The 24,696-nt window shown below is 55.1% G+C and carries 25 protein-coding genes; 4 read left to right on the forward strand and 21 right to left on the reverse strand.

Going from position 1 to position 24,696, the window contains the following annotated elements:
* Nucleotides 1-2: 2 nt before the first annotated feature.
* From QE396_RS15470 to dnaB, 8 genes are all read right to left on the reverse strand, one after another.
* On the reverse strand, nt 3-356 hold the full coding sequence (locus QE396_RS15470) for an MmcQ/YjbR family DNA-binding protein (protein WP_014168219.1): 354 nt from the start codon (nt 354-356) through the stop codon (nt 3-5).
* Between the two features lie 2 nt (nt 357-358).
* Nucleotides 359-775 carry a secondary thiamine-phosphate synthase enzyme YjbQ gene (locus tag QE396_RS15475; RefSeq protein WP_014168218.1) on the reverse strand — a complete coding sequence of 139 codons (417 nt, stop codon included), beginning with the start codon at nt 773-775 and terminating at the stop codon, nt 359-361.
* A gap of 113 nt (nt 776-888) precedes the next feature.
* On the reverse strand, nt 889-1,602 hold the full coding sequence (gene aphA, locus QE396_RS15480; protein WP_014168217.1) for an acid phosphatase AphA: 714 nt from the start codon (nt 1,600-1,602) through the stop codon (nt 889-891).
* Nucleotides 1,603-1,855: 253 nt separating this feature from the next.
* On the reverse strand, nt 1,856-3,049 hold the full coding sequence (tyrB, locus tag QE396_RS15485) for an aromatic amino acid transaminase (RefSeq protein WP_309951673.1): 1,194 nt from the start codon (nt 3,047-3,049) through the stop codon (nt 1,856-1,858).
* A gap of 75 nt (nt 3,050-3,124) precedes the next feature.
* Entirely contained in the window at nt 3,125-4,135 is a 1,011-nt protein-coding gene (locus tag QE396_RS15490; protein WP_063858545.1) for an AAA family ATPase, read from the reverse strand.
* Nucleotides 4,132-4,689 carry a nicotinamide riboside transporter PnuC gene (gene pnuC / locus QE396_RS15495; RefSeq protein ID WP_014168213.1) on the reverse strand — a complete coding sequence of 186 codons (558 nt, stop codon included), beginning with the start codon at nt 4,687-4,689 and terminating at the stop codon, nt 4,132-4,134. The genes QE396_RS15490 and pnuC overlap by 4 nt, the downstream gene beginning before the upstream one ends.
* Before the next feature lie 22 nt (nt 4,690-4,711).
* A complete protein-coding gene (alr, locus tag QE396_RS15500; RefSeq protein ID WP_050737729.1) occupies nt 4,712-5,791 on the reverse strand; it encodes an alanine racemase in 1,080 nt (359 codons plus the stop codon).
* Between the two features lie 16 nt (nt 5,792-5,807).
* Nucleotides 5,808-7,220, reverse strand: coding sequence for a replicative DNA helicase (gene dnaB / locus QE396_RS15505; protein ID WP_008503375.1), 1,413 nt, complete (start codon nt 7,218-7,220; stop codon nt 5,808-5,810).
* 66 nt (nt 7,221-7,286) lie between these two features.
* On the opposite strand from dnaB, the gene QE396_RS15510 reads away from it, so the two are divergent.
* Nucleotides 7,287-8,270 carry a quinone oxidoreductase gene (locus tag QE396_RS15510; RefSeq protein WP_014168211.1) on the forward strand — a complete coding sequence of 328 codons (984 nt, stop codon included), beginning with the start codon at nt 7,287-7,289 and terminating at the stop codon, nt 8,268-8,270.
* A 184-nt stretch (nt 8,271-8,454) separates the two neighbouring features.
* On the opposite strand, the gene pspG is transcribed toward QE396_RS15510, so the two are convergent.
* From pspG to QE396_RS15530, 4 genes are all read right to left on the reverse strand, one after another.
* Nucleotides 8,455-8,697 carry an envelope stress response protein PspG gene (pspG, locus tag QE396_RS15515; RefSeq protein ID WP_020882842.1) on the reverse strand — a complete coding sequence of 81 codons (243 nt, stop codon included), beginning with the start codon at nt 8,695-8,697 and terminating at the stop codon, nt 8,455-8,457.
* Nucleotides 8,698-8,833: 136 nt separating this feature from the next.
* Complete coding sequence (gene dusA / locus QE396_RS15520; protein ID WP_014168209.1) at nt 8,834-9,829, reverse strand: tRNA dihydrouridine(20/20a) synthase DusA; 996 nt, start codon at nt 9,827-9,829, stop codon at nt 8,834-8,836.
* A gap of 82 nt (nt 9,830-9,911) precedes the next feature.
* On the reverse strand, nt 9,912-11,171 hold the full coding sequence (gene traF / locus QE396_RS15525) for a conjugal transfer protein TraF (RefSeq protein WP_153853120.1): 1,260 nt from the start codon (nt 11,169-11,171) through the stop codon (nt 9,912-9,914).
* A 221-nt stretch (nt 11,172-11,392) separates the two neighbouring features.
* Entirely contained in the window at nt 11,393-11,881 is a 489-nt protein-coding gene (locus QE396_RS15530; protein ID WP_025206396.1) for a cupin domain-containing protein, read from the reverse strand.
* Nucleotides 11,882-11,996: 115 nt separating this feature from the next.
* On the opposite strand from QE396_RS15530, the gene zur reads away from it, so the two are divergent.
* Nucleotides 11,997-12,509 (forward strand): zinc uptake transcriptional repressor Zur, encoded by a 513-nt coding sequence (gene zur / locus QE396_RS15535; RefSeq protein WP_014168206.1) that lies wholly within the window; start codon nt 11,997-11,999, stop codon nt 12,507-12,509.
* 48 nt (nt 12,510-12,557) lie between these two features.
* Here the strand turns inward: zur and QE396_RS15540 are convergent, their stop codons facing one another.
* The 4 genes from QE396_RS15540 to QE396_RS15555 form a co-directional block, all read right to left on the reverse strand.
* Entirely contained in the window at nt 12,558-12,767 is a 210-nt protein-coding gene (locus QE396_RS15540; protein WP_014168205.1) for a CsbD family protein, read from the reverse strand.
* Between the two features lie 119 nt (nt 12,768-12,886).
* Nucleotides 12,887-14,224, reverse strand: coding sequence for an MATE family efflux transporter DinF (gene dinF, locus QE396_RS15545; RefSeq protein WP_014168204.1), 1,338 nt, complete (start codon nt 14,222-14,224; stop codon nt 12,887-12,889).
* Nucleotides 14,225-14,287: 63 nt separating this feature from the next.
* Nucleotides 14,288-14,896 carry a transcriptional repressor LexA gene (lexA, locus tag QE396_RS15550; RefSeq protein ID WP_014168203.1) on the reverse strand — a complete coding sequence of 203 codons (609 nt, stop codon included), beginning with the start codon at nt 14,894-14,896 and terminating at the stop codon, nt 14,288-14,290.
* Nucleotides 14,897-15,004: 108 nt separating this feature from the next.
* Nucleotides 15,005-15,373 carry a diacylglycerol kinase gene (locus QE396_RS15555; protein WP_014168202.1) on the reverse strand — a complete coding sequence of 123 codons (369 nt, stop codon included), beginning with the start codon at nt 15,371-15,373 and terminating at the stop codon, nt 15,005-15,007.
* 154 nt (nt 15,374-15,527) lie between these two features.
* Here QE396_RS15555 and plsB point away from each other — a divergent pair, with 154 nt between their 5' ends.
* Nucleotides 15,528-17,948, forward strand: a complete 2,421-nt coding sequence (gene plsB, locus QE396_RS15560; protein ID WP_309951684.1) for a glycerol-3-phosphate 1-O-acyltransferase PlsB — start codon at nt 15,528-15,530, stop codon at nt 17,946-17,948.
* Between the two features lie 64 nt (nt 17,949-18,012).
* On the opposite strand, the gene ubiA is transcribed toward plsB, so the two are convergent.
* From ubiA to malK, 5 genes are all read right to left on the reverse strand, one after another.
* Nucleotides 18,013-18,882, reverse strand: coding sequence for a 4-hydroxybenzoate octaprenyltransferase (ubiA, locus tag QE396_RS15565; protein WP_025206398.1), 870 nt, complete (start codon nt 18,880-18,882; stop codon nt 18,013-18,015).
* Nucleotides 18,883-18,894: 12 nt separating this feature from the next.
* Nucleotides 18,895-19,392, reverse strand: a complete 498-nt coding sequence (gene ubiC / locus QE396_RS15570) for a chorismate lyase (protein WP_014168199.1) — start codon at nt 19,390-19,392, stop codon at nt 18,895-18,897.
* Nucleotides 19,393-19,572: 180 nt separating this feature from the next.
* Nucleotides 19,573-20,526: a maltose operon protein MalM gene (gene malM, locus QE396_RS15575; RefSeq protein ID WP_020882847.1), complete on the reverse strand. Its 954-nt coding sequence runs from the start codon at nt 20,524-20,526 to the stop codon at nt 19,573-19,575.
* Between the two features lie 114 nt (nt 20,527-20,640).
* A complete protein-coding gene (locus QE396_RS15580) occupies nt 20,641-21,951 on the reverse strand; it encodes a maltoporin (protein WP_020882848.1) in 1,311 nt (436 codons plus the stop codon).
* A gap of 42 nt (nt 21,952-21,993) precedes the next feature.
* On the reverse strand, nt 21,994-23,103 hold the full coding sequence (gene malK, locus QE396_RS15585; protein ID WP_014168196.1) for a maltose/maltodextrin ABC transporter ATP-binding protein MalK: 1,110 nt from the start codon (nt 23,101-23,103) through the stop codon (nt 21,994-21,996).
* Nucleotides 23,104-23,475: 372 nt separating this feature from the next.
* Here malK and malE point away from each other — a divergent pair, with 372 nt between their 5' ends.
* On the forward strand, nt 23,476-24,666 hold the full coding sequence (gene malE / locus QE396_RS15590) for a maltose/maltodextrin ABC transporter substrate-binding protein MalE (RefSeq protein WP_020882849.1): 1,191 nt from the start codon (nt 23,476-23,478) through the stop codon (nt 24,664-24,666).
* The last annotated feature ends 30 nt before the right edge of the window (nt 24,667-24,696 follow it).

Consider the following 24,696-nt stretch of genomic DNA (forward strand, 5'->3'; position numbering starts at 1 on the left):
TGTCACACGGAGAGTTGCTGTCGGGTCGCTTCCGGCAGCAGCTCTACCGCCTGCTGATAAGACGCGTCCACCAGATAGTAAATTTGCGAACCCGGCAGTGAACCGTCGAGATAAACGGTACTCCAGTGCGCTTTGTTGAGATGCTTGCTTGGCCGGACGTCATGGTGCTGCTGGCGTAACAGCTCCGCCAGTTCCGGGCTGGTTTTCAGCGACGCCGCCGGGCGACCCTCAACCTCTTTCACCATCGCAAACAGAATATCCCCCACTTTAATCTGCGTGGCTTTCCAGTCGCTGTGAACGCTCTGCTCCGCGCCAGGTTTACTCATGCAGTACTGAAGTAGCTCCGAAATTGTCATCTTTATTCCCCTTGTAGCGTTGCGATAATTTTACGCGAACCACCGTGAATACGATGTTCTCCCAGCCAGATCCCTTGCCACGTTCCCAGCAGTAACCGACCATTGTGCACCGGCAGCATCAGCGATACGCCCAGCAGAGAGGATTTGATATGCGACGGCATGTCATCTGCTCCCTCATAGTCATGTTCATAAGGGGCGTTGTCCGGAACGGTTTTGAGAAAATGCTGCTCCATGTCAGACCGGACGGTGGGATCGCAATTTTCATTAAGCGTGAGAGAGGCTGACGTGTGCTGAAGCAGCAGATGCAGTAACCCCGTCCTGATGCGCGAGAGGTCGCGAATTTGCCCAATGACTTCATCAGTCACCAGATGAAATCCACGAGGTTTCGCGCTTAAGGTCAGGGTCTGTTGATACCACATGTGCTGCTCCGTTATGAAAGATGAATCTTTCTAAGTGTGCAGCAAGAAAGCGAAAGGTAAAACCCACAGCGACGAGATTTGATTAAAAAAGAGGCAGCCTCGCCGCCCGGCGGTTAATACTCAGAATTAACAATCACTTCTTCGCCAAACTTTCCGGCCATGGGCAACGGTCGATACGTAGAGTTTGAGGCGCGTAACACCCTGATCCCTCTGGCTCCGACGTCATGCGCGGCGGTGATATCGTTATCTGAATCGCCATAGAAGACTTTGATGTTCTTCTGTTCCAGCCATTGGGTTTTGGTGTTTTGGCCGGGTTTGTCGCCGGCAAAAATAACCGGATTCATGCTGGAAGCCGGGATCTGAAAATCATCCTGCAACGTTTTAGAGACGGTTTCGGTTTTGGTCTGGCTGCGTCCGGTCACAAAGTAAATGCTGTCACCGCGTTTAACGTGCATGGCGATAAGCGCGCGCGCCACCTCTTTAGGAATGCTGAACTCGTCCCAGCCGTTATTCATCTTTTCCCAGAACTCGGGGTTCTTCAGATACGCTTCGCTGTCCGGTGAGTAGGTTTTTTTGCCCCGCCAGAATCCCGGGCTGGAAAACAGGACCGTATCGTCGATATCAAATCCTACAGCCATTGGCGGGCGCCCTAACAGGCTATTTTCGATTTGGGCTACGGATACCCAGTGAACAGGTGCTTGCTCGGCAAGCATGGCGGCTGTTGTGCCGGTGTAAAGCGGCGTCGGTGCGGAAGCGCGCGCGACGACGGCACTATTTAGCGAGAACAATAAGCAGGCGGCGCTGAGCGCCAGTGTGATCTTGCGCATGTTTTCCCCTGAATATTCAGTTTGTTATCGTTTTATTTTGAGTGAATGGTCAAAAAACTATCCGACCATAACCCCGGGGGGAGATGAAGGGAAGGAGTTTTTACTTATGAAGCTGAATAAAAAGAAGAAGATCACAAAGCGCGGATGAGGTCTGAAGGCCCGGTAGACGCAGCGCCACCGGGCAAGATTTTTGTGCGTCCTGATGCTCTCACTCGGCCCTCTCCCGCAGGGAGAGAGGGATGATAGTGAGTGCTTACATTACTGCAGCAAACGCCTGCGCAACACGATGAACGTTGCTGGCATTAAGCCCCGCCACGCACATACGGCCGCTGGAAATCAGGTAGACACCGAACTCTTCACGCAGGCGATCGACCTGAGCCGCGCTGAGGCCGGTGTAGCTGAACATCCCGCGCTGCTTAAGCAGATAGTCAAAATTATGCCCTGGGACGGCCTCTTTCAGCACATCGACCAGCTCCTGACGCATCGTCAGGATGCGCTTGCGCATAGATTCCACTTCGGCGAGCCACGACGCTTTCAGCCGATCGTCACCCAGTATCGTGGCGACTACCTGCGCACCAAAGTTTGGCGGGCTGGAGTAAATGCGGCGCACGGTCGCCTTCAGCTGACCGAGCACACGCCCGGCCGCTTCAGCGTCCTCACAGACCACTGACAGGCCGCCGACGCGCTCACCGTACAGGGAGAAGATTTTTGAGAACGAGTTGCTGACCAGCGCAGGCAGTCCGGCGCTGGCAACGGCGCGGATAGCGTAGGCATCTTCTTCCATGCCCGCGCCAAAGCCCTGATAGGCGATGTCGAGGAAGGGGATCAGGTTACGCGTCTTCAGCACGTCGATTACCGCATCCCACTGGGCATTAGTCAGGTCTGCACCGGTCGGGTTATGGCAGCACGGATGCAGCAGAACAATACTGCGCTCCGGCAGCGTATTCAGTTTTTCCAGCAGCGCGTCAACGCGCACGTCGTTGGTTTCGCTGTCAAACCACGGATAGGTCTGCACCGTAAAGCCAGCGCCCTCAAAAATCGCCACGTGGTTTTCCCACGTCGGGTCACTGACCCACACGCCAGAATCCGGGAAGTATTTTTTCAGAAAGTCAGCGCCAACTTTTAATGCGCCCGAGCCACCCAGCGTCTGGATGGTCGCCACCCGTTTTTGTGTCAGCACGGCGTGATCGGCACCAAACAGCAGCGGCGCAATGGTATTGCGGTAGCTGTTTAACCCTTCCATTGGCAAATAGAGCGAGGCCCCGTGCGGGACGGCGTTAAGACGCGCTTCCGCTTCTGCCACGGCTTGCAGCTGAGGAATAATGCCCTCCTCGTTGTAATACAAACCAATACTGAGGTTAACTTTGTCGCTGCGAGGATCTTCTTTGAAACGCTCCATTAAGGAGAGAATGGGGTCGCCGGCATAGGCGTCAACTTTCTGAAACACGCGATGATTCTCCGGAATTCGATGAGGCAGGGATTTCAACAATAAACCGGATATGACAGAAGATCGAGAGCGATATCAGATCCGTTCCTGCAGATGTCGTCGAATCTGTTCAATGCGTTCAGCGAGCGAACCAGAAACAGACAGATAGGGGATATTTCTGTCTGTTAACGCGCGGATATACCATGCCTGTTGTCGCTGGCGGAATGCAGCCCCCTGACGGGTACCATCCTGAACAAAAGGAAACTCATCGCCACAGAGCACCACCAGAGAATATGCGCGCCCGGCTAATTCCTCTAGCTCGCGTGGCGCGCTGCCAAACTGGTCGAGCATATAAAACAGCGTGGTTAAGGGCGAGGTATCGCAAACCAGGAAGGGAGCCGTGCTGGCCATCGCTTCACGACGCACCTGCTCGCGGGCAATATGCAGCAGATCGTCGCATCCCAGCACGCCGTTCTTCTCTTCCCAGTATTCTCGGCCAAACTCGGCGACAAACGGGGCGTTGAGCGTCGTCGCCAGCGCGCGGGAAAGCGTGCTTTTCCCTGTCGATTCGCCCCCCAATAAACAAATCCGAAAGACAAAGCTACGGTAGACCTCCGGGGACATCATCGTGCGGTAGCGATGGACGTCAGAACGTATCAGGGTTCCCGAGGGCGCATCAGGCCCTTTCGGACGCTGGAGGCGGACATGCGTAACCTGCTTGCCAAAACGCTGGCTTAACACCGCCGCAAATCCGTCGCCGTAGTCTTCGGCGGTAAATACGGCCTGTGGCTGGCAGCGAAGTATTTTTTCACACAGCGTTGCCACGTAATGCCGGTGAAGATCGGCATCCGCATCATTATGCGGCAGTGGTTCAAGCGCATGGGTCGCGATGACCTCCGGCGTGAGCACAAGGTGATGACATTGCGGGAAGCGCGCGGTTAACCAGTGAAGGCGCTTGTCGGGGTCATAACCCGGAATTTCCGGACGCGAATAACTGATGATATAGACCGTCCCACACTGGGCCAGCGCAGCATTTATCAGCGCTTCATGCCCCACGTGTAATGGCGCAAATTTGCCCACAACCAGACCGTCGCGATAAGGCTTCACTGGGCGCGAATCTCCTTACGCCACTGATATAAACCGTGCCAGGCATTAAACCAAAACACCAGATATAAACCCGCGGTCAAATGCAGATCTCTCATCGCATATAACGGTACCGCCAGCGTGTTTACAGCCAGCCAGACGTACCAGTTCTCCAGGCGTCGCCCCATTAACATAAACTGTGCAAGCACGCTAAATGTCAAAATAACGGAGTCCACCCAGGGGGCCCAGGCGTTAGTGTAGCGATGCAAGATCAGGCCATAACCCGCGGCCACCAGCAGGGCGCAGGCGAGCAGGATGAAGAAATGCCTGGGCGGGGTACGCCGAACGGGCAATACCTCCCCGCGATGACCTTTGAGCCAGTGCACCCAGCCGGTGATGCTGGTGATGATGAAAAAGAGCTGCAGGGTAACGTCTGCGTAAAGCTGAACCGAATAAAAGACCCAGCCATAAAGCCCACTGCCGATGATGCCTATCCACCACGTGTGAATACTGTTTCTGGCAGCCAGCCAGACCGAGAGGGCATAAGCCAGACAAGCGGCCATTTCGGATGGTGACATTACCCCTCCCTGGAAAGGTCTGTTAGTCGATGTACTTCATCGCAACCCTTGATGTCAGGCGCGTGATAAGTTCGTAAGCACTCACTTTTGTGATTTCAGCGATGCGTTCAACAGGCAAACCCTCACCCCACATCACCACGTCATCACCCGGTTTATCCTGTGCATCTGGCCCGAGGTCAATGCAGATCATGTCCATCGCCACGCGGCCCACGATGTTCGCTTCACGGCCATTGACCAGTACCGGCGTGCCGGACGGCGCGGCACGGGGATAACCGTCGCCATAGCCCATCGCCACCACGCCAAGGCGTGTGTCGCGCTCGCTGATCCAGGTTCCGCCGTAGCCCACGGGTTCACCCGCTTTGTGATCGCGCACGGCAATCAGGTTAGACACAAGGGACATTACCGGCTGGAAACCAAAATCCGGCCCCCAGGGTCTGTTCTCCAGCGGAGAGACGCCGTAAAGAATAATGCCTGGACGCGCCCAGTCGAAGTGCGACTGCGGCCACAGCAAAATACCGCCAGACGCGGCAATGGAGCGCATTCCTGGCTTGCCTTCGCAGAAAGTATTAAAAATATCCAGCTGCTGCTCGGTCGCGCCACACTCGGGTTCATCGGCACGGGCAAAGTGGCTCACGATATTCACCGGCTGACGGACGTTTTTGCACTGACACAGACGCTGATAAAACGCGTCCGCCTTTTCCGGGCGCACGCCCAGACGGTGCATGCCGGTATCGAGCTTCATCCAGACGGTGACCGGCTCACTCAGCTCGGCGGTTTCCAGCGCCGCGAGTTGTTCTTCGTTATGTACCGCGGTGTGCAGATGCTGGTCAGCAATGGTCGGCAGATCTGCCGCTTCAAAAAAGCCTTCCAGCAGCAAAATCGGTTGAGTGATCCCACCCGCGCGCAGGCGGATGGCTTCTTCAAGACGGGCGACGCCAAAGGCGTCGGCATCGGGGAGCGTTCGCGCGGTCTCAATAAGACCGTGTCCGTAAGCGTTCGCTTTCACGACTGCAACGAGTTTACTGGCGGGAGCCAGTTCACGCAGACGTTGCAGGTTGTGTCGCAGAGCGCGGCGGTTAATGACTACAGTTGCCGCTTGCATTTGAATTCCTTAGAAATTACTCATCATCATATTGAGGACCGGCGTAGTTGTCGAAACGCGACCACTGTCCGTTAAAGGTCAGACGTACCGTACCGATAGGGCCGTTACGTTGTTTACCAATAATAATTTCGGCGATCCCTTTCAGGTCGCTGTTCTCGTGATAAACCTCATCACGGTAGATGAACATGATTAAGTCGGCATCCTGCTCGATGGAGCCCGATTCACGCAGGTCGGAGTTGACCGGGCGCTTATCAGCACGTTGTTCCAGGGAGCGGTTAAGCTGCGACAGCGCCACCACGGGCACATGCAACTCTTTGGCTAACGCCTTGAGCGAGCGGGAAATCTCCGCGATTTCCAGCGTACGGTTGTCGGACAGCGACGGCACGCGCATCAGCTGAAGGTAGTCAATCATGATAAGGCCAATACCGCCATGTTCACGGGCGATACGGCGCGCACGGGAGCGCACTTCCGTCGGCGTCAGGCCGGAGGAGTCATCGATATAAATATTCCGTTTTTCCAGCAGGATACCCATGGTGCCGGAGATACGCGCCCAGTCCTCATCGTCGAGCTGGCCGGTACGGATACGGGTCTGATCCACGCGCGACAGCGACGCCAGAGAACGCATCATGATCTGTTCTGATGGCATCTCAAGACTGAAGATAAGAACCGGCTTGTCCTGCAACATCGCCGCATTTTCGACGAGGTTCATCGCAAATGTCGTTTTACCCATGGAGGGACGCGCCGCAACGATAATCAAATCCGACGGCTGCAGACCCGCGGTTTTCTTATTGAGATCGTCATAGCCGGTGTTCACGCCGGTGACACCGTCGTGCGGCTGCTGGAACAGTTGCTCAATACGCGCGACGGTAGCATCAAGCACATCAGCGATATTTTTCGGGCCTTCGTCTTTATTTGCCCGGCTTTCCGCGATTTTAAAGACGCGGGACTCGGCGAGATCAAGCAGGTCTTCGCTGGTACGCCCCTGCGGATCAAAACCGGCTTCGGCGATCTCATTCGCCACCGAGATCATCTCACGAACAACAGCACGTTCGCGCACGATATCGGCATAAGCGCTGATATTCGCCGCACTTGGCGTGTTTTTTGACAGTTCCGCCAGGTAAGCAAACCCACCCACGCTGTCCAGTTGCCCCTGACGCTCCAGCGATTCCGCGAGCGTGATAAGGTCAATCGGGCTGCCCGACTCCTGCAGACGTGCCATTTCAGTAAAGATATGACGGTGCGGACGGGTATAGAAATCCTCGGACACCACGCGCTCGGCGACGTCGTCCCAGCGTTCGTTATCCAGCATTAAACCGCCCAACACCGACTGTTCCGCTTCAATCGAGTGCGGCGGGACTTTTAATCCTGCGACCTGGAAATCACGCTCGCGAGGTTCAGTCTGTTTGTTGAAGGGTTTGTTTCCTGCCATAGTGAATGGAGTTACCGAGATAAAGAGTAGGTCGAAAGATTACCATATTTTTCTGACGGAGGGAGCATGGCAACGCGCATTGAATTCCAGAAACATGGTGGGCCAGAAGTGTTAAACGCGGTGGAGTTTACCCCCGCAGCGCCTGGTGAAAACGAAGTACAGGTTGAAAACAAAGCCATCGGCATTAACTACATCGACACCTATATTCGCGGCGGTCTCTATCCGCCTCCCTCCATGCCAAGCGGACTGGGAACGGAAGCGGCAGGCGTCGTGCTCAAAGTGGGCAGCGCCGTTAAGCATATTAAAGAGGGCGATCGCGTGGTGTACGCGCAATCCGCGCTGGGTGCCTACAGTTCCGTGCACAACGTGCCGGCCGATAAAGCCGCCCTTCTGCCAAATGCCATCTCGTTTGAACAAGCGGCCGCCTCATTCCTGAAAGGACTCACGGTCTATTATCTGCTGCGCAAAACCTATGAGATCAAACCTGACGAGCAGTTCCTGTTTCATGCCGCGGCGGGCGGCGTGGGGCTGATCGCCTGTCAGTGGGCCAAAGCGCTCGGTGCAAAACTTATCGGCACGGTGGGCAGTGCACAAAAAGCCCAGCGCGCGCTTCAGGCCGGCGCCTGGCAGGTGATTAACTACCGTGAAGAGAGCATTGCTGAGCGCCTCAAAGAGATAACCAACGGCAAAAAGGTGCGCGTGGTTTATGACTCGGTGGGTAAAGATACCTGGGAGGCGTCGCTGGATTGTCTGCAGCGTCGCGGGCTGATGGTGAGCTTCGGCAACGCCTCGGGCGCTGTGACCGGCATTAATCTTGGCATTCTCAACCAGAAAGGGTCGCTGTATGTGACTCGCCCTTCCCTGCAGGGGTATATCACTAACCGGGAAGAGCTGATCGAGGCCAGCAACGAGCTCTTTTCGCTGATCGCCAGCGGCGTGATTAAAGTGGATGTGGCGGAGGCGCAGAAATACGCGCTAACCGATGCCAGGCGTGCACATGAGGTGCTGGAGAGCAGAGCGACACAGGGTTCAAGTCTGTTAATTCCCTGACCCCTAAAAAGAAATTGGGCTTCCCGTGGGAAGCCCTTTCTTTTTTTAGTTCGGCTGTATGTAGGGTACAGCTCGATGAATTCTTTAGCGGCAGTCATAGTGACAGATTCGATAAGTAAATCCTATTCTGTTCTAAGCAATGCTGCCGGAAAAGTTGCAGGTATGTGACGAACACCTCAATACCTTAGTAACGAAAACGGTTATTGCGCTGATAAGTGGGCAGTTTTGGTGATTTAATCGCCCGTATCACCCACACCACGGCAATGGCCAGCAGCAGCCACGGCAGGAGCTTCAGCGTCAGGGCAAATAATCCCCCGATAAACATGACCACCGTCGCCACGACGATAGCCGCCAGAATCCCGAGCAGGGAAATCCCCGTCATCATCAGCATGACAAAAAAGCCAATCACAAAAAGTAGTTCTAACATGGTGCTCTCCCACGCGTTCCCGAATGATACCGCGATCATTACAAGAATCATGCCAACCATAACCCGCTGTTCTTAAAGCAAAACGCCCCGCACGGGTGTGCGAGGCGTGGTGAATTTGACGATCTTTTAGCGAAAATTATCGCTTATCAGCGACCAGACGTAGCGCGTGTTCCAGCACCTCGATATCTGCACCGGCTTTATGCGCGTTCTCGCTAAGGTAGCGACGCCACTGGCGTGCTCCCGGGATCCCCTGGAACAGGCCCAGCATATGACGGGTGATATGACCAAGATACGTCCCGTTACTCAGCTCACGCTCAATGTAGGGATACATGGCGCGTACCACGGCCACCGGGTCGGTATCTGCGCCTTCAACGCCAAAGATTTCCCTGTCGACCGTCGCCAGAATGCCTGGATTTTGATACGCCTCGCGCCCGACCATTACGCCATCCATATGCTCCAGGTGTGTTTTGGCCTCTTCCAGCGATTTAATGCCGCCGTTGATCGACATCGTGAGCTGCGGGAAGTCACGTTTTAGCTGGTACACGCGCGGGTAGTCCAGCGGCGGGATTTCACGGTTCTCTTTCGGGCTAAGTCCGGAGAGCCAGGCTTTACGCGCATGGATGATAAACATCTCGCACTCGCCTTTTCCGGAGACCGTATTGATAAAATCGCAGAGAAATTCGTAGCTGTCCTGGTCGTCAATGCCGATACGGGTCTTGACCGTCACCGGAATGGAAACCACATCGCGCATCGCCTTGATGCAGTCTGCCACCAGGGATGCATTGCCCATCAGACACGCGCCGAACATGCCGTTCTGCACACGATCAGACGGACAGCCAACGTTAAGGTTAATCTCGTCATAGCCGCGCGCTTCTGCAAGCTTCGCACACTGCGCCAGCGCAGCAGGATCGCTACCGCCAAGCTGCAGCGCAACCGGATGCTCTTCTTCGCTGTAGGCCAGATAGTCGCCCTTTCCGTGAATAATTGCTCCGGTGGTCACCATTTCGGTGTACAGCAGCGTATGGCGGGAGAGCTGACGCAGGAAGTAGCGACAGTGTCTGTCCGTCCAGTCGAGCATCGGCGCAATGGAGAAACGGTGTGCAGGGAAAGCAGTCTGTAATTCTGACGACATGGCGAAGTTTTAAGCATCTGGTGAAAAGGGGGCGCTACTATAGCACAAAGAAAAGCCGGAGGCGCAGCGCCTCCGGTGCACTTTAGAAGGTCATGCTCAGCTGGGCGCCTGCGCCCCAGGTCTCGTCTTCACCGTACAGGCCCATCAGGTCGACATGGACCGTGTTAAACGGTGCAAAACCGACACCGCCAGTGAAGACATTGCTGTCGTTACCTTTCATGTCAGCACGGAAACCCGCACGCACCGCCAGCCAGTTCAGCGGCGTCACTTCGGCGCCTACGCCAACATACTGAGAAGTGTCTTCGCTTTTGAAGCCTTTGGTTTCCGTCAGATCGCCATCGGCGGTTAACGTCACCAGATCGTTATGCCAGGCGGCACCTGCGGTAACCAGAGGGCGGATCTGGTAGGTGTCTTTATAGCTCACCACCTCCCCCGTGCGCCCGTTGCGGATGCGAATGTCTTTGGTGTCGATATCGCGTGACATCAGGTTTTGTCCGCTCACGCCGACCGTCCAGTGCTCACCAAAATCGGCCGCGATACCGGCATCAACGTTAAAGCCGGTGTCGTCAGTACGGTAGCGACTGTCGTTCCACTTGTTGCTGTCATAATCGTAAATGGAGGTGGTGTAGTTATAGACCCAGGTCTTTTGCAGTTTTGGAGTGACGCCAACAGACACCGGAACACCGCCAAGCTCGAACTGACGCGCCACCGCGATACCATAGTCGGAGACAATTGCCGCCCGGCCAGACGCCGTTGAGTTGAGGTTTTTCGTGATTTGATCGGTGCCGTTCAGCGCAGCGTCCAGTGCAACGCCGGCAGCCACCGCATCACTGCGTTGAATACCGCGCAGGTAATCAATATCTTGCTGATCAATAGAAGAACTGACGCGTCCGTGGGCATAGCCTTTAGCCATAAAGGCCACGGAAAGGACATCGTTAGGAATACTGACGGCTATCCCCGCCCCCGCCGTGGCGCGTGCCGTTTTGCCCTTAAGATAATCCAGCTCATCGGCGAGATCTTTCGCCGCGCCCTGGAACTGGTTGATGGAACCTAACGGGTTGGTAATGATCTCAATCGGTGTAAGGTTATCAACCACGTCTTTGTAATGGTTGATTTTATCATTGATGGTATCAATCTCATCCTGAAGATTGTCTTCATCGGTCACCTGCACGCCAGCGGACGGTAAAATGACCGTCACATCGTCGTCCGGTTTCGCCTTCGCCAGTAGCGCAGGGTTGATTAACGCCCCGCTGCCATAGTTTCCGGCCGCGACACCCGTGCCCCCCATGGCGTCGCTACGTGATTCTGTCCAGGTATTGGCTGCTCCCGCCTGATTTGCCATAAACAAGGAGACAGCGATGCTAACCACCGAAAATTTAAAATGTTTTTTCACAGTATGCTCGTCTTATAGTCTGTTATTAAATAACCCCTGTCTGTTATCTCCCAAACAGGAACGAACTATTGCTGTGAATAAGTGCAAAAAGACCCGCTATTTCCTTAAGTTAAATCCCCTCCAGGCCTGTAGTTATTTGTGACGGCCCTCAATATTTATAGAAGAGGAAATTATTTTTTCCCAGGTTTTCCATCGTGCGGTCCAAAAAACTGAGGAGGGTGGTCTACCCAGCGATCTTCGCGCGTGGCGGCGTACTCCGGATTAAGCGGGTAATAGATACGGTTATGCTTCTTGTTGGCCTCACCCACCACCAGAAGCCGTACCTCTTCGTCGGTGTTGTTGATGAAGGTATGACAGACCCCGGTTCCGGCGGGAAAGCCCACGCTGTCGCCAGGTTCAAGTTTCCATAAATATCCGTTAATCCAGGCTTCAGGGTAGCCTTCAAGCACGTAGATAAACTCTTCTTCGTCGCTTTCAGCATGTGGATAAGAGGTCCGTCGGCCTGGCGGTAAACGCTCATGGTGTATACCAATGCGTCCAAGGCCGAGCTTACGCGCCAGCGGTGCGCCAATGGCAAAGCGTTCACTACTGTCGGGATAGGTTGAGTCATCTGCGCCTTCTACGTCGCGCCAGTGTCGAATACAGTCAGGTCTTTTCATCGTTTATTCCCCGGATTGCGTTGCGTCAGGTATAGCACAGCCTGGCGGATCTCGGTGTTTTTAGCAGAACATGATAAAGTGGGGGTTTTCCAGCCTATAACATCCGGGGTGCTAAATGGATAAGTCCACAAAAGAGCTGTTAGCGCAGGCAGAAAAGCTGTGCGTGCAACGCAATGTGCGCCTGACTCCGCAGCGCCTTGAAGTATTACGTTTGATGAGCCTGCAGCAGGGCGCGATCAGCGCGTACGATCTGCTTGATCTGCTGCGCGAAAGCGAGCCACAGGCTAAACCGCCAACGGTGTACCGCGCGCTGGATTTCCTGCTGGAACAGGGCTTTGTGCATAAAGTTGAATCGACAAACAGCTATGTGCTGTGCCATCTGTTCGATCAGCCAACCCATACGTCGGCCATGTTTATCTGCGATCGCTGCGGCAGCGTGAAGGAAGAAGGTGCGGAAGGCGTTGAAGATATTATGCATACGCTGGCAGCCAAAATGGGCTTTGCGTTGCGTCATAACGTGATTGAAGCGCACGGCCTGTGCTCAGCCTGCGTAGAGGTAGAAGCCTGTCGACACCAGGATGAGTGCCAGCACGACCATTCGGTACTGGTGAAGAAAAAGCCGCGTTAACGGCAAAAGAAAAGGCGGCCCGAAGCCGCCCTCAGGGGGAGTAAAGGATTACCAGCGATAATCGTTACGGGTTTCCCAGTCTTTCACTTCGTTTTCAGCACGATCTTTCTCGTAGCCGTAACGTTCCTGAATTTTACCCACCAGCTGATCGCGTTTACCTTCGATGATGGTCATATCATCATCCGTCAGCTTACCCCACTGTTCTTTCGCTTTACCTTTGAACTGCTTCCAGTTGCCGCCGATTTCGTCTTTATTCATAATCGTGTCCTCGTGTTAAGCGTCTGTAAGTTTCGTCCGCTTCGTTCTTTTCTGCTGGACGTGATTATTATTGTAGTTAAGGATCCGGCAGTTGTTTTTATATTCGGAATCTTTAACCGTCACGATATATCGTGGCGGGAAGGCAGCCAGGTGTTATTTCGCCAGTGACGATGCCAGATAAAGGCCAGCGACAGGCCACGTAACGCGAGGAAAACCGCCAGAGCCAGCCACAAACCGTGGTTGCCCAGATACGGCAGCGTCAGCAACGTCAGACCAAATCCCGCCGCAGCGACCGCCATGCTATTGCGCATCTCCGCACCTCGCGTCGCGCCAATAAACATGCCGTCCAGCAGATAACACCACACGCCCACCACCGGTAAGATTGCCTGCCAGAAGAGATAGTGACTCGCCAGTTCGCGCAGCGATGGGAGGGAGGTGAGTAAGGCAACGATCTGTTCACCCAGACAGGCGTAAATGAGTGCAAACGCCAGCGCCACCAGGCCTGACTGACGACAGGCGGCCCGCCACACCTCGCGGAGCTGGCCGCTTTCGCGTGCGCCATACGCTTGCCCGGAATGGGCTTCAACGGCATAGGCAAAGCCATCCAGCGCATACGCGGTAAAGGTGAGCAGCGTCATCAGGACCGCATTAACCGCGACGATCTCCGGCCCAAGTCGCGCCCCAAAGACCGTCAGCGCGCCAAAGCAGAGCTGAAGCAGTAACGAGCGCAGCATAATGTCGCGGTTAAGCGCCAGCAGCGTGCGGATATTACCGCGCCACGCGGTTTTGAGCATCGCAAGTGAGATACCGCGCAGGGCCAGCACGCGCCAGACCATCCACAGGCCGATGAAAAAGGTACCGTATTCTGCAATTGCCGTCGCCAGCGCGGCGCCCTGCACGTTCATATGCAGACCCATCACCAGCCAGACATCAAGCACGATGTTGAGAAGATTGCCTGCCACCAGCAGAATGACTGGCGCACGGGCATACTGCACGCCGAGTAACCAGCCAAGCAGAACCAGGTTCGCCAGTGATGCAGGCGCGCTGAGCCAGCGAATTTCAAGGAAGCGCCGCGCCTGCTCAAGTACCGCCTCGCTCCCGCCAACGACATGCAGCGCCAGATCAATTAGTGGCGTGCGCAACACCACGATCAGCGCACCCGCGCCCAGGGCAAGGATCAAGGGTTGTACCAGCGCACGCGCCAGACGCAACGGATCTTTTGCGCCGTACGCCTGAGCCGTAAGCCCGGTGGTACTCATGCGCAAAAAGAGCAGCAGCATAAAAAGGAAGCTGGTTGCCGTCGCGCCGATCGCGACGCCGCCCAGATAAACGGGGGAATCCAGATGACCAATAACAGCCGTGTCTACCAGTCCCAGCAGAGGGACGGTGATATTGGAAAAAATCATTGGCAGTGCAAGACGCCACAATGCCTTATCTGATGTCGTCAGCAGTGACATGAAAAATACCGGCAGTGGAGATTGAATCAGGCTACGGCAGGTCCGTAGCCTGTTATGACATGATTACAGCCATTCACCGTTGCGGATAACCCCAACAGCCAGCCCTTCAATAGAGAAGTTATGTTCGCGGAGATCCACCACAATCGGGGAGAACTCGTTGTTTTCAGGCAGCAACTGGACGGTGTTACCCTGCTTTTTCAGACGCTTAACGGTAACTTCATCGTCAATACGCGCGACCACAACTTGCCCGTTGCGCACGTCCTGGGTTTTATGAACTGCGAGCAGATCGCCGTCCAGAATACCGATATCTTTCATCGACATGCCGCTGACGCGCAGCAGGAAATCTGCGCTCGGTTTAAACATGCCCGGGTCAACCTGATAGTGACCTTCAATATGCTGTTGTGCCAGCAAAGGTTCACCTGCCGCGACACGGCCCACCAGCGGAATGCCTGTCTCTTCTTCCACCAGCAGACGGATGCCACGTGAAGCGCCCGATACAATCTCAATGACGCCTTTACGCGCCAGCGCTTTCAGGTGTTCTTCGGCAGCATTCGGAGAACGGAAACCCAGACGCTGAGCGATCTCCGCACGCGTGGGTGGCATACCCGTCTGGCCGATATGATCCCGGATGAGATCAAACACCTCTTGCTGCCTGGTCGTTAACGCTTTCATTCCGCCCCCTGGGTGTATATACAGTTATGCTGTGAGTATATACAGTCAAAGGCGATTTTGGAACCAAAAACTGCACAAAAAACCAGGGACTTAATTATTTCTCGAGGCTTATCGGAAATGTGACCAAAGCAGCGTGACCCAGGTGATGACCGCAGTGATAATCGCCAGCAATACGGCAGCAGACCCCATGTCTTTCGCCCGGCCGGAGAGCTCATGGAAATCAGAGCCGATACGGTCCACCACGGCCTCAATAGCGCTATTGAGAATTTCCACTATCATCACCAACAGCACGGAGCCGATCAACAAAACGCGGGTAATCGCATCAACATCAAGGAAACAGGCGATAATCACCGCGATGATAGCGGCGACGCCCTCCTGGCGAAACGCGGCTTCATTGACCCACGCGGCACGGAAACCTTTCCATGAATAGCCGGCGGCTTTGATGATTCGGGTCAACCCAGTGGTATTATTGGCCATTAAAAGAACCTTTTAATTAAAATAGCGTCAGTAACAGTAGGCGCAGCGTGTTTCGCTGCTGCCTGAAGTATGACGGGTAACAACAGAAATTTTGCGCGCTTTCTGTTATCCTTGCGCCGCAATTGCATTATTAACCAGAGGCTTTACATCGTTTATGTCCGGCTGGCCACGAATTTACTACAAATTACTTAATTTACCATTAAGCGTCCTGGTAAAAAGCAAGTCTATCCCAGCGGAACCCGCGCTGGAATTGGGGCTCGATACGTCACGCCCAATTATGTACGTTTTGCCTTATAACTCGAAGGCAGACCTACTGACGCTTCGCGCCCAGTGTCGGGCGCATGATTTACCTGACCCGCTTGAACCCCTCGAAGTCGACGGCACTCTGCTGCCGCGCTATGTGTTCATTCACGGCGGGCCGCGCGTGTTTACCTATTACACGCCAAAGGAAGAGTCCATCAAGCTTTTCCACGACTATCTCGACCTGCACCGCAGCAATCCGGGTCTGGATGTGCAGATGGTGCCGGTATCGGTGATGTTTGGTCGCCGCCCGGGCAGAGAGAAAGGTGAAGAGAACCCACCGCTGCGCATGCTTAACGGCATTCAGAAATTCTTCGCGGTCTCCTGGCTGGGACGTGACAGCTTCGTGCGTTTCTCCCCGTCCGTTTCGCTGCGCCGTATGGCGGACGAACACGGCACCGACAAGATTATCGCGCAGAAACTGGCGCGCGTGGCGCGTATGCACTTCGCCCGTCAGCGTCTGGCTGCCGTCGGCCCGCGTCTTCCTGCACGTCAGGACCTGTTCAACAAGCTGCTGGCCTCCAAAGCGATTGCCAGGGCCGTTGAAGACGAAGCGCGCAGCAAAAAGATTTCCCATGAGAAAGCACAGCAGAACGCTATTGCGCTGATGGAAGAGATTGCCGCGAACTTCTCTTACGAGATGATTCGTCTTTCCGATCGTATCCTGGGCTTTACGTGGAACCGCCTCTATCAGGGCATCAACGTTCATAACGCCGAGCGCGTACGCCAGCTGGCCCATGATGGCCATGAGATTGTCTATGTCCCCTGCCACCGCAGCCACATGGACTATCTGCTCCTCTCCTATGTGCTCTATCACCAGGGTCTGGTACCGCCGCACATCGCTGCCGGCATTAACCTGAACTTCTGGCCAGCCGGCCCGATTTTCCGCCGCCTGGGGGCGTTCTTTATCCGTCGTACCTTTAAGGGCAACAAGCTCTACTCCACCGTATTCCGTGAATATCTTGGCGAGCTGTTCAGCCGCGGTTATTCCGTTGAATACTTCGTGGAAGGGGGTCGCTCCCGTACCGGTCGTCTGCTCGATCCTAAAACCGGCACGCTGTCGATGACCATTCAGGCGATGCTGCGCGGGGGAACCCGCCCGATCACCCTGGTACCCATCTACATTGGCTACGAGCACGTGATGGAAGTGGGCACCTACGCCAAAGAGCTGCGCGGTGCGACCAAAGAGAAAGAGAGCCTGCCGCAGATGCTGCGCGGCCTGAGCAAGTTACGCAACCTTGGCCAGGGCTACGTCAACTTTGGCGAGCCGATGCCGCTGATGACCTACCTGAACAACCATGTTCCGGAGTGGCGCGAGTCTATCGACCCTATCGAAGCGATTCGCCCGGCCTGGCTGACGCCTACGGTCAACAGCATCGCCTCTGAACTGATGGTGCGCATTAACAACGCCGGTGCGGCAAACGCCATGAACCTGTGCTGTACGGCGCTTCTGGCCTCACGTCAGCGTTCACTGACCCGTGAACAGCTTACGGAGCAGCTGGATTGCTATCTCGACATGATGCGCAACGTGCCGTACTCGGTGGATTCGACCGTACCGGTAAGCACGGCAAGCGAGCTTATCGAGCATGCCCTGCAGATGAACAAGTTTGAAGTCGAAAAGGACACCATCGGCGACATCATCATTCTCCCGCGCGAGCAGGCGGTGCTGATGACTTACTATCGCAACAACATCGCGCATATGCTGATGCTGCCCTCGCTCATGGCGGCCATCATCACCCAGCATCGTCGCATCTCGCGTCAGGAGCTGTTGCGTCATGTTGAAACGCTCTATCCAATGCTGAAAGCGGAGCTGTTCCTGCGCTGGGACAAGGACGAACTGGCGACTGAGCTGGATAAACTGACCGAAGAGCTGCGTCGTCAGGGGCTGATTACCGTCACGAATGACGAGCTGCATATCAATCCGTCACGGTCCCGTACCCTGCAACTGCTGGCGGCGGGCGCGCGTGAAACGCTGCAGCGCTACGCCATCACCTTCTGGTTGCTGAGCGCGAATCCGTCCATTAACCGCGGTACGCTCGAGAAAGAGAGCCGGACGCTGGCACAGCGCCTGTCTGTTCTGCACGGGATTAACGCCCCGGAATTCTTCGACAAAGCGGTCTTCAGCTCTCTGGTGCTGACGCTGCGTGATGAAGGGTTTATCAGTGATACGGGCGATGCCGAGCCGGAAGAGACGCTGAAGGTGTACCAGATGCTGGCCGAACTGATCACGTCTGATGTGCGTTTAACGATTGAAAGTGCGACGCAAGGCGAGTGAAGCGTGCAGCGGTCTGATGACCTGCGATGAAAACAAAAACGGCAGCCTTCTGGCTGCCGTTTTTTTACGAAAAGTAGCTCATCGCCAGTCCTAAAAACAGCACCAGACCGACATAGTTGTTATTCATAAACGCCTTGAAGCAGGCTTCACGCTCACGTTTCGCAATCAGCTTCTGCTGGTAGACAAACAGCATTCCCGCCACCAGCACGGCCCAGTAAAACGCCCAGTTGAGCCCGTTCAGGTAACCCATCGTCACCATTAACGCCAGCACCGCAACCTGCAGGATACCGATGATCAGCTTGTCATGACGTCCGAAGAGGATCGCCGTCGATTTAATGCCAATCTTCAGGTCATCGTCGCGGTCTACCATCGCGTATTGCGTGTCGTATGCCACGGCCCAGAGAATGTTCGCCAGGAACATCAGCCAGCAGCTTAACGGGACGGACTCACTCACCGCCGCAAACGCCATCGGGATCGACCAGCCAAACGCCGCGCCCAGCACCACCTGAGGCAGGTGGGTGTAGCGCTTCATGAACGGATAAACCCAGGCCAGAGCCAGGGCCGCGACTGAAAGCAGAATGGTCATGGTGTTCAGGGTTAACACCAGCAGGAAAGAGAGCAGCACCAGTACGATAAACAGCGTACGGGCCTCTTTTTCGGTCACTTGCCCGCTGGGCAACGGACGATGGGCCGTACGTTTTACGTGCCCGTCGAATTTACGATCCGCATAGTCATTGACCACGCAGCCCGCCGCACGCATCAGCCAGACGCCTGCAATGAACACCCCCAGGATCCACAGCGGCGGTACCCCTGGTGTTGCTACCCATAGCGCCCAAAGGGTCGGCCACAGCAGCAGCAGCGCGCCGATGGGTTTATCTGTACGCATCAAGCGGTGATAAGCCAACAGCTTATTCTGCGTCAGGCTCCACTCCATTTTTTCTTCCTCTCAGTACAACGGCGATGCCGGTAAAAAAAGCTCCGTCAGTATTAACGGTTTACCGCTCAGGCGAAGGCGGGAACGACGCCCCCACAGTTCGGCATCGCGACCAATCTCAATAAAATCCCGGGTAAGCTCGGACGACGTGAAAAGATAACGCCCCAGCGGCGTATTCCCCAGCCGTTGTAGCGCCAGCTCTGGCCCGGAAAGGGTAGACTCGGGAACGACCGTTCGTCCGGCAAGCCATGGCTCACCGTCTGCACAGAGTAAAATTTCGCGCAGCCAGTAGCGTTCTTCCTGCGGCAACAGCGGCAGCTCAGAGGCGATCTCAGCGCAAGAGACAAACCCTTCCTGAACCAGGGTCACCGTAACGGTTTTGCCCTGCTGCTCGAAACGTTTAGTCATGGAATCTTCCAGCAGCAGCCAGTCCAGTTGCTCCGGGTCAAGCGCAGGTATTTGGTCGAAATAGCGCAGCGCACGCAGTTGCGTTAGCGCGGGGTGTGACATGCCAGACTCTCCGATACATAACGTAATGGCATTGTATCGCAGAAAAGCGGATTGAGGGGGGCCAAACGTTATTTAACGATCACGATCGCAACAAGAGCGCAACAGCCCGTTTGACACCAAAAAAAGTGCGCCCACTCAGGCGCACTAAACTACTAACAAATCAGCACTGTGGGGAAACGGTTACCCCTTGCCTTTTACACTGCTGATAAAGGTGGAACGGGCAGTGGTTGAACCTAAACGTTCGGCTTCATCAAGCAGTTTCAGCGCTTTGTCGACATCGCCGCGCTTCACCGCCTGCTTAATGGCGTTATTGAAGTATTCTTCGGTGTCGTTCAGTACCGGCTCGGCTTTCTTCGCCGGAACTGGGGCTGCGGTTGCAGCCGGAGCCGCCGCCGTAGCAACGGGTGCGGCATACACAGGCGCAGCAGTGTTCCCCACCGTGACCGGGCCTGTACCGGATGAACCAAACAGAGGGCCAACCAGTACGCTGGAAGCACTGTTTGTTGAGACTTTCAGCTTCAGCAACCCGTCGGTGACATGACGCGCTAACGGATCCGGGATATCCGGAACAGAGTTACCGGTTCCTTTGGCATAGGCTTTTGCCGGGTCGGTGAGCTTAGTGGTCTGCTGCAAATCTTTGTCCGTGGTGAAGACCAGGACATAAATCTTCTGCTGTCCCAGAGCAGGCGTCAGGCGCATTTTGCCTTCGAGGCGGTCAGCGCTCATGACGCCAGGTTCCTGGTAGCCAAAATAGTCGCTCGGGAAGAAGGCAGATGGCGTCAGGTTTTGATCCAGAATCAGGACGTTAGGCGCAAATACGCTGGTCTGCTTGCTTACCTCGCTGGTCAGCGTCAGGGTCAGCTCACCAATATTGGCCGGGACGCTGAAAGCGGCAACCGGACCGGCAATCCCCGGCACGTTAAGCTGTTGGCCTGCCGCAGAAAGTTGGGTCGACTGGGTTTTGGATTGGTCAACCGGCGTCCAGGTCAGTTGCTGGAGCGCCGCCGCCGGGATGGCAGGCGCAGCGCTGGTATTTTGTGGCACGAAATTGACATCTGCGAAGGTGATCGCCGGAACACAGGCCAGCAGCCCCGCAGAGAGGCACAGCGCGACGAGACTTTTCTTCATTTTCATTGTTATTACCTCTGATAGCGTGAGCACTGCGGTGGCCAGGCAATAGCGCGCAGCACCCTAAGGATAGAGGGGCTTGCGCCCCTCTTTTTAGGTCATTACGTCAGGTCTACCGAATTACCACCAGATTTCCATCTGGGCACCGAAGGTCCACTCGTCGGAGTCGCCACGGCTGAAGGTTTTCGCGGAAGTGTCGCTATACGCTACGCCAGAGGTGTAACCTGCGCCTGAGTCGTTGTTCGCATAGCCCCATTTCTCATCCCACTTCGCGTAGGTTGCGAAGACACGGATAGCCGGGCGAGACCAGATGCTGTCGCCTGCCTGCCATTGCTGTGCCAGGGTGATTTTGTATTGGCTGTTTTTCTCGTCAGTTTTCTGAGACTTAACGTTGTCGTAGCCCACTTCAAGCAGGGTGCTCATGATTGGCGTCCATTTGAACATTGGACGCACGCCAACAGTCCACCACTCTGTACCATTGTTGTTGTCACGATCGATATTCTGGTACATACCGACGTACATCAGGTCCCAACGGTCTGCCAGGGTGATTGCACCGTGGTCCAGCACACGCCACATGGAACCGTCGTTATCAATGCTACCGCCCTGCGGAATACCTTTGCCGTTAGAGGTCATGGAGTCCGTACCGTACTGCAGCACGAACTTGTTGAAGCCTTTCAACATGCTCTGGGTGTGTTCAGCGGTGAACAGCCAGCCATCTTTAGAGGCGCCAGGCTGCAGATAGTAGTCGTCAGGAATGTTGGTGTGACCATAGTCAACACCCAGTTCCAGTGTACCACCCGGGTTGGTTTCCAGGCCGGCCAGACGGACGTCGAAGACATCGTTTGGTACAACGTTGTCATAAATACGGTCGCCGTTCGCATCACGATCGGCGAAGGTTGCAGAACCGCCGGACTCAGAAGAACGGGTCGCGGCCAGAGACAGTTTACCGAAGCCCAGATCGATGTTTTCGATACCCGCACCAGGACCAGAGATATCCCAGTAGTAGAAGTCGATCATGTGGACGTCATGACGCTGATAGAAACGCTTACCGGCCCAGATGGTGGAGCCTGGCAGCCATTCAATCAGGTTTTTACCCTGCACGTTTGCTTCACGGAAGGCCGGGCTGGTGGATTCCCAGTCATTCTGCTGAGAAACGGAATACGCAACGTTAGTGTCGAAATAGAAGCTCTTATCGCCCTCTTTCCACACTTCCTGACCCAGTTTCAGTTCGGCGTAGGTTTCACATTCGTTACCGAGACGGTATTTACTTTGTGCACCGGTTGCCTGGAAACATTGTTGTTCACCGCCACTCCCGGTCCAGCCAATGCCAGAACGAGCATAACCTTTAAAGTCCACGGCACCCGCGTGTGCAGACAAAATGCCTGCCGTCACGGCGATTGCCAGAGGAAGTTTGCGCAGAGTAATCATCATTCTATCTCCTGAGATCATTGCTTTTCTTTGTAATTGGAATGCTTAAACGCCTGGCTCTTTGTGCAACCGACGACATGCGGTGCCATCCTCACGGAACAGATGGCAACGCTCTGGCGGCAAACCGATAGCGAATGTGGCACCCTCTTCTACCAACACCACGTCATTCTGGCGGTAGACCAGGTTCTGACGGATGGCGGGGATCTGGATATGAATCTGTGTTTCGTGACCAAGTTGTTCGACGACCTGAACGTCACCTTCCAGCGTCACATCGGCGATGTGGCTCGGCAGTAAATGCTCAGGACGAATACCGAGGGACATATTGGCCCCCACCTGTACGTTGGCGCTGTCGACCGGCAGCCACACTTGCTGACGGTTTGGCAGCTCCACCTGTACCTGTTCAATGGCTGTCGCGGTCACTTTGACGGGCAGGAAGTTCATCTTTGGCGAGCCAATAAAGCCCGCAACAAAGCGGTCTGCCGGGTAGTGATAAAGCTCCAGCGGTTTACCCACCTGCGCCACGCGACCGGCGTCCAGCACCACAATTTTGTCGGCCAGCGTCATCGCTTCGACCTGATCGTGGGTGACGTAAATCATCGTGCGGCCAAGACGTTTGTGCAGACGGGAGATTTCGATACGCATCTGGACGCGCAGAGCGGCATCCAGGTTAGAAAGCGGTTCATCGAGCAGGAACACACGCGGTTCGGCGACCAGCGTACGGCCAATTGCCACACGCTGACGCTGACCACCGGAAAGGGCTTTTGGTTTACGCTCAAGCAGGTGTGCCAGCTGTAACACTTCCGCCACCTGCGTGACGCGCTGGTTAATCACCTCTTTTTTCGCGCCCGCCAGCTTCAGACCGAAGGACATGTTCTCGGCTACGGAAAGATGGGGATAGAGTGCATAAGACTGGAAAACCATGCCGACGCCACGTTCGGCAGGCGGAATGTCATTCATTCGGGTATCACCAATCAGCAAATCGCCGCTGGTGATGGTTTCAAGACCGGCAATCATACGCAGCAGAGTTGATTTACCGCAGCCAGATGGGCCGACAAATACCACGAATTCACCTTCGTGGATGTCCAGATTGATGTCTTTCGACACCACAACGTCACCCCAGGCTTTCGTTACATTACGCAGCTGTACGCTCGCCATGCCCTTCTCCCTTCGTTACAACCTGTCACCGACAGAAACATTCAAGATAAGTTCACTATGGGGTATCCATTACTTTCGTGAATCCTCCACCCCCCGGCTTTTTTATGGGGGAGGAGGCGGGAGGATGAGAGAGCAGGCTCTGCGACCGCCGCTGGAGGGCTAAGGCGAAATTCGTGAAGCCACCTGCAAAATTCACTGTGTTTTTATGTGCGCCAGCACTCATAACTTAAATTTATGTAACAGAGATCACACAAACGGGGGGTGGGGCGTAGGGGTTGGGAGGATGGAAAGAGGATGTCAAATAAGGAGACTGAGTCACGTTGAACCACCTCAGTGTATCCACGAGCACATCACCAAAAAAGGATGGCAGATATGAAGATCAAGACTGGCGCACGCGTTTTCGCATTGTCCGCCCTTGCAGCAATGATGATTTCCGCACCGGCTCTCGCCAAAATTGAAGAAGGTAAGCTGGTTATCTGGATTAACGGCGATAAAGGCTATAACGGCCTGGCCGAAGTGGGCAAGAAATTCGAGAAAGACACCGGTATCAAAGTTACCATTGAACACCCGGACAAACTGGAAGAGAAATTCCCGCAGGTTGCTGCAACGGGTGACGGTCCGGACATCATCTTCTGGGCACATGACCGTTTCGGTGGCTACGCGCAGTCGGGTCTGCTGGCTGAAGTGACGCCAGACAAAGCTTTCCAGGACAAACTGTACCCGTTCACCTGGGATGCCGTTCGCTATAACGGCAAGATCATCGCTTACCCAATCGCGGTAGAAGCGCTGTCTCTGATTTACAACAAGGACCTGGTACCCAACCCACCGAAAACCTGGGAAGAGATCCCGAAACTGGATAAAGAGCTGAAGGCGAAAGGTAAGAGCGCGCTGATGTTCAACCTGCAGGAACCGTACTTCACCTGGCCGCTGATTGCTGCCGACGGCGGTTACGCGTTCAAATTTGAAAATGGCAAATATGACGTGAAAGACGTGGGCGTGGACAACGCTGGCGCGAAAGCAGGCCTGACCTTCCTGGTTGACCTCATCAAGAACAAACACATGAACGCGGATACCGACTACTCCATCGCAGAAGCGGCGTTCAACAAAGGCGAAACCGCGATGACCATCAACGGTCCGTGGGCCTGGACCAACATCGACAAGAGCAAAATCAACTACGGCGTAACCCTGCTGCCAACCTTTAAAGGCAAGCCGTCTAAACCGTTCGTTGGCGTGCTGAGCGCAGGTATTAACGCTGCCAGCCCGAACAAAGAGCTGGCGAAAGAGTTCCTGGAAAACTACCTGCTGACCGACCAGGGTCTGGATGAAGTGAACAAGGACAAACCGCTGGGCGCGGTTGCGCTGAAATCCTTCCAGGATCAGTTGGCGAAAGACCCACGTATCGCGGCAACCATGGATAACGCCCAGAAAGGCGAAATCATGCCGAACATCCCACAAATGGCAGCGTTCTGGTATGCCACCCGTACCGCCGTCATCAACGCAGCAAGCGGTCGTCAGACGGTTGATGCTGCGCTGAAAGATGCTCAGGGTCGTATCACGAAGTAAGGCTTTTATCCCCTCTCTCCCCTGCGGAGA

Origin of the sequence: Enterobacter sp. SORGH_AS_0287, assembly GCF_031453695.1 — a bacterium.
In the GTDB taxonomy this organism is placed as follows: Bacteria; Pseudomonadota; Gammaproteobacteria; order Enterobacterales; family Enterobacteriaceae; genus Enterobacter; species Enterobacter ludwigii.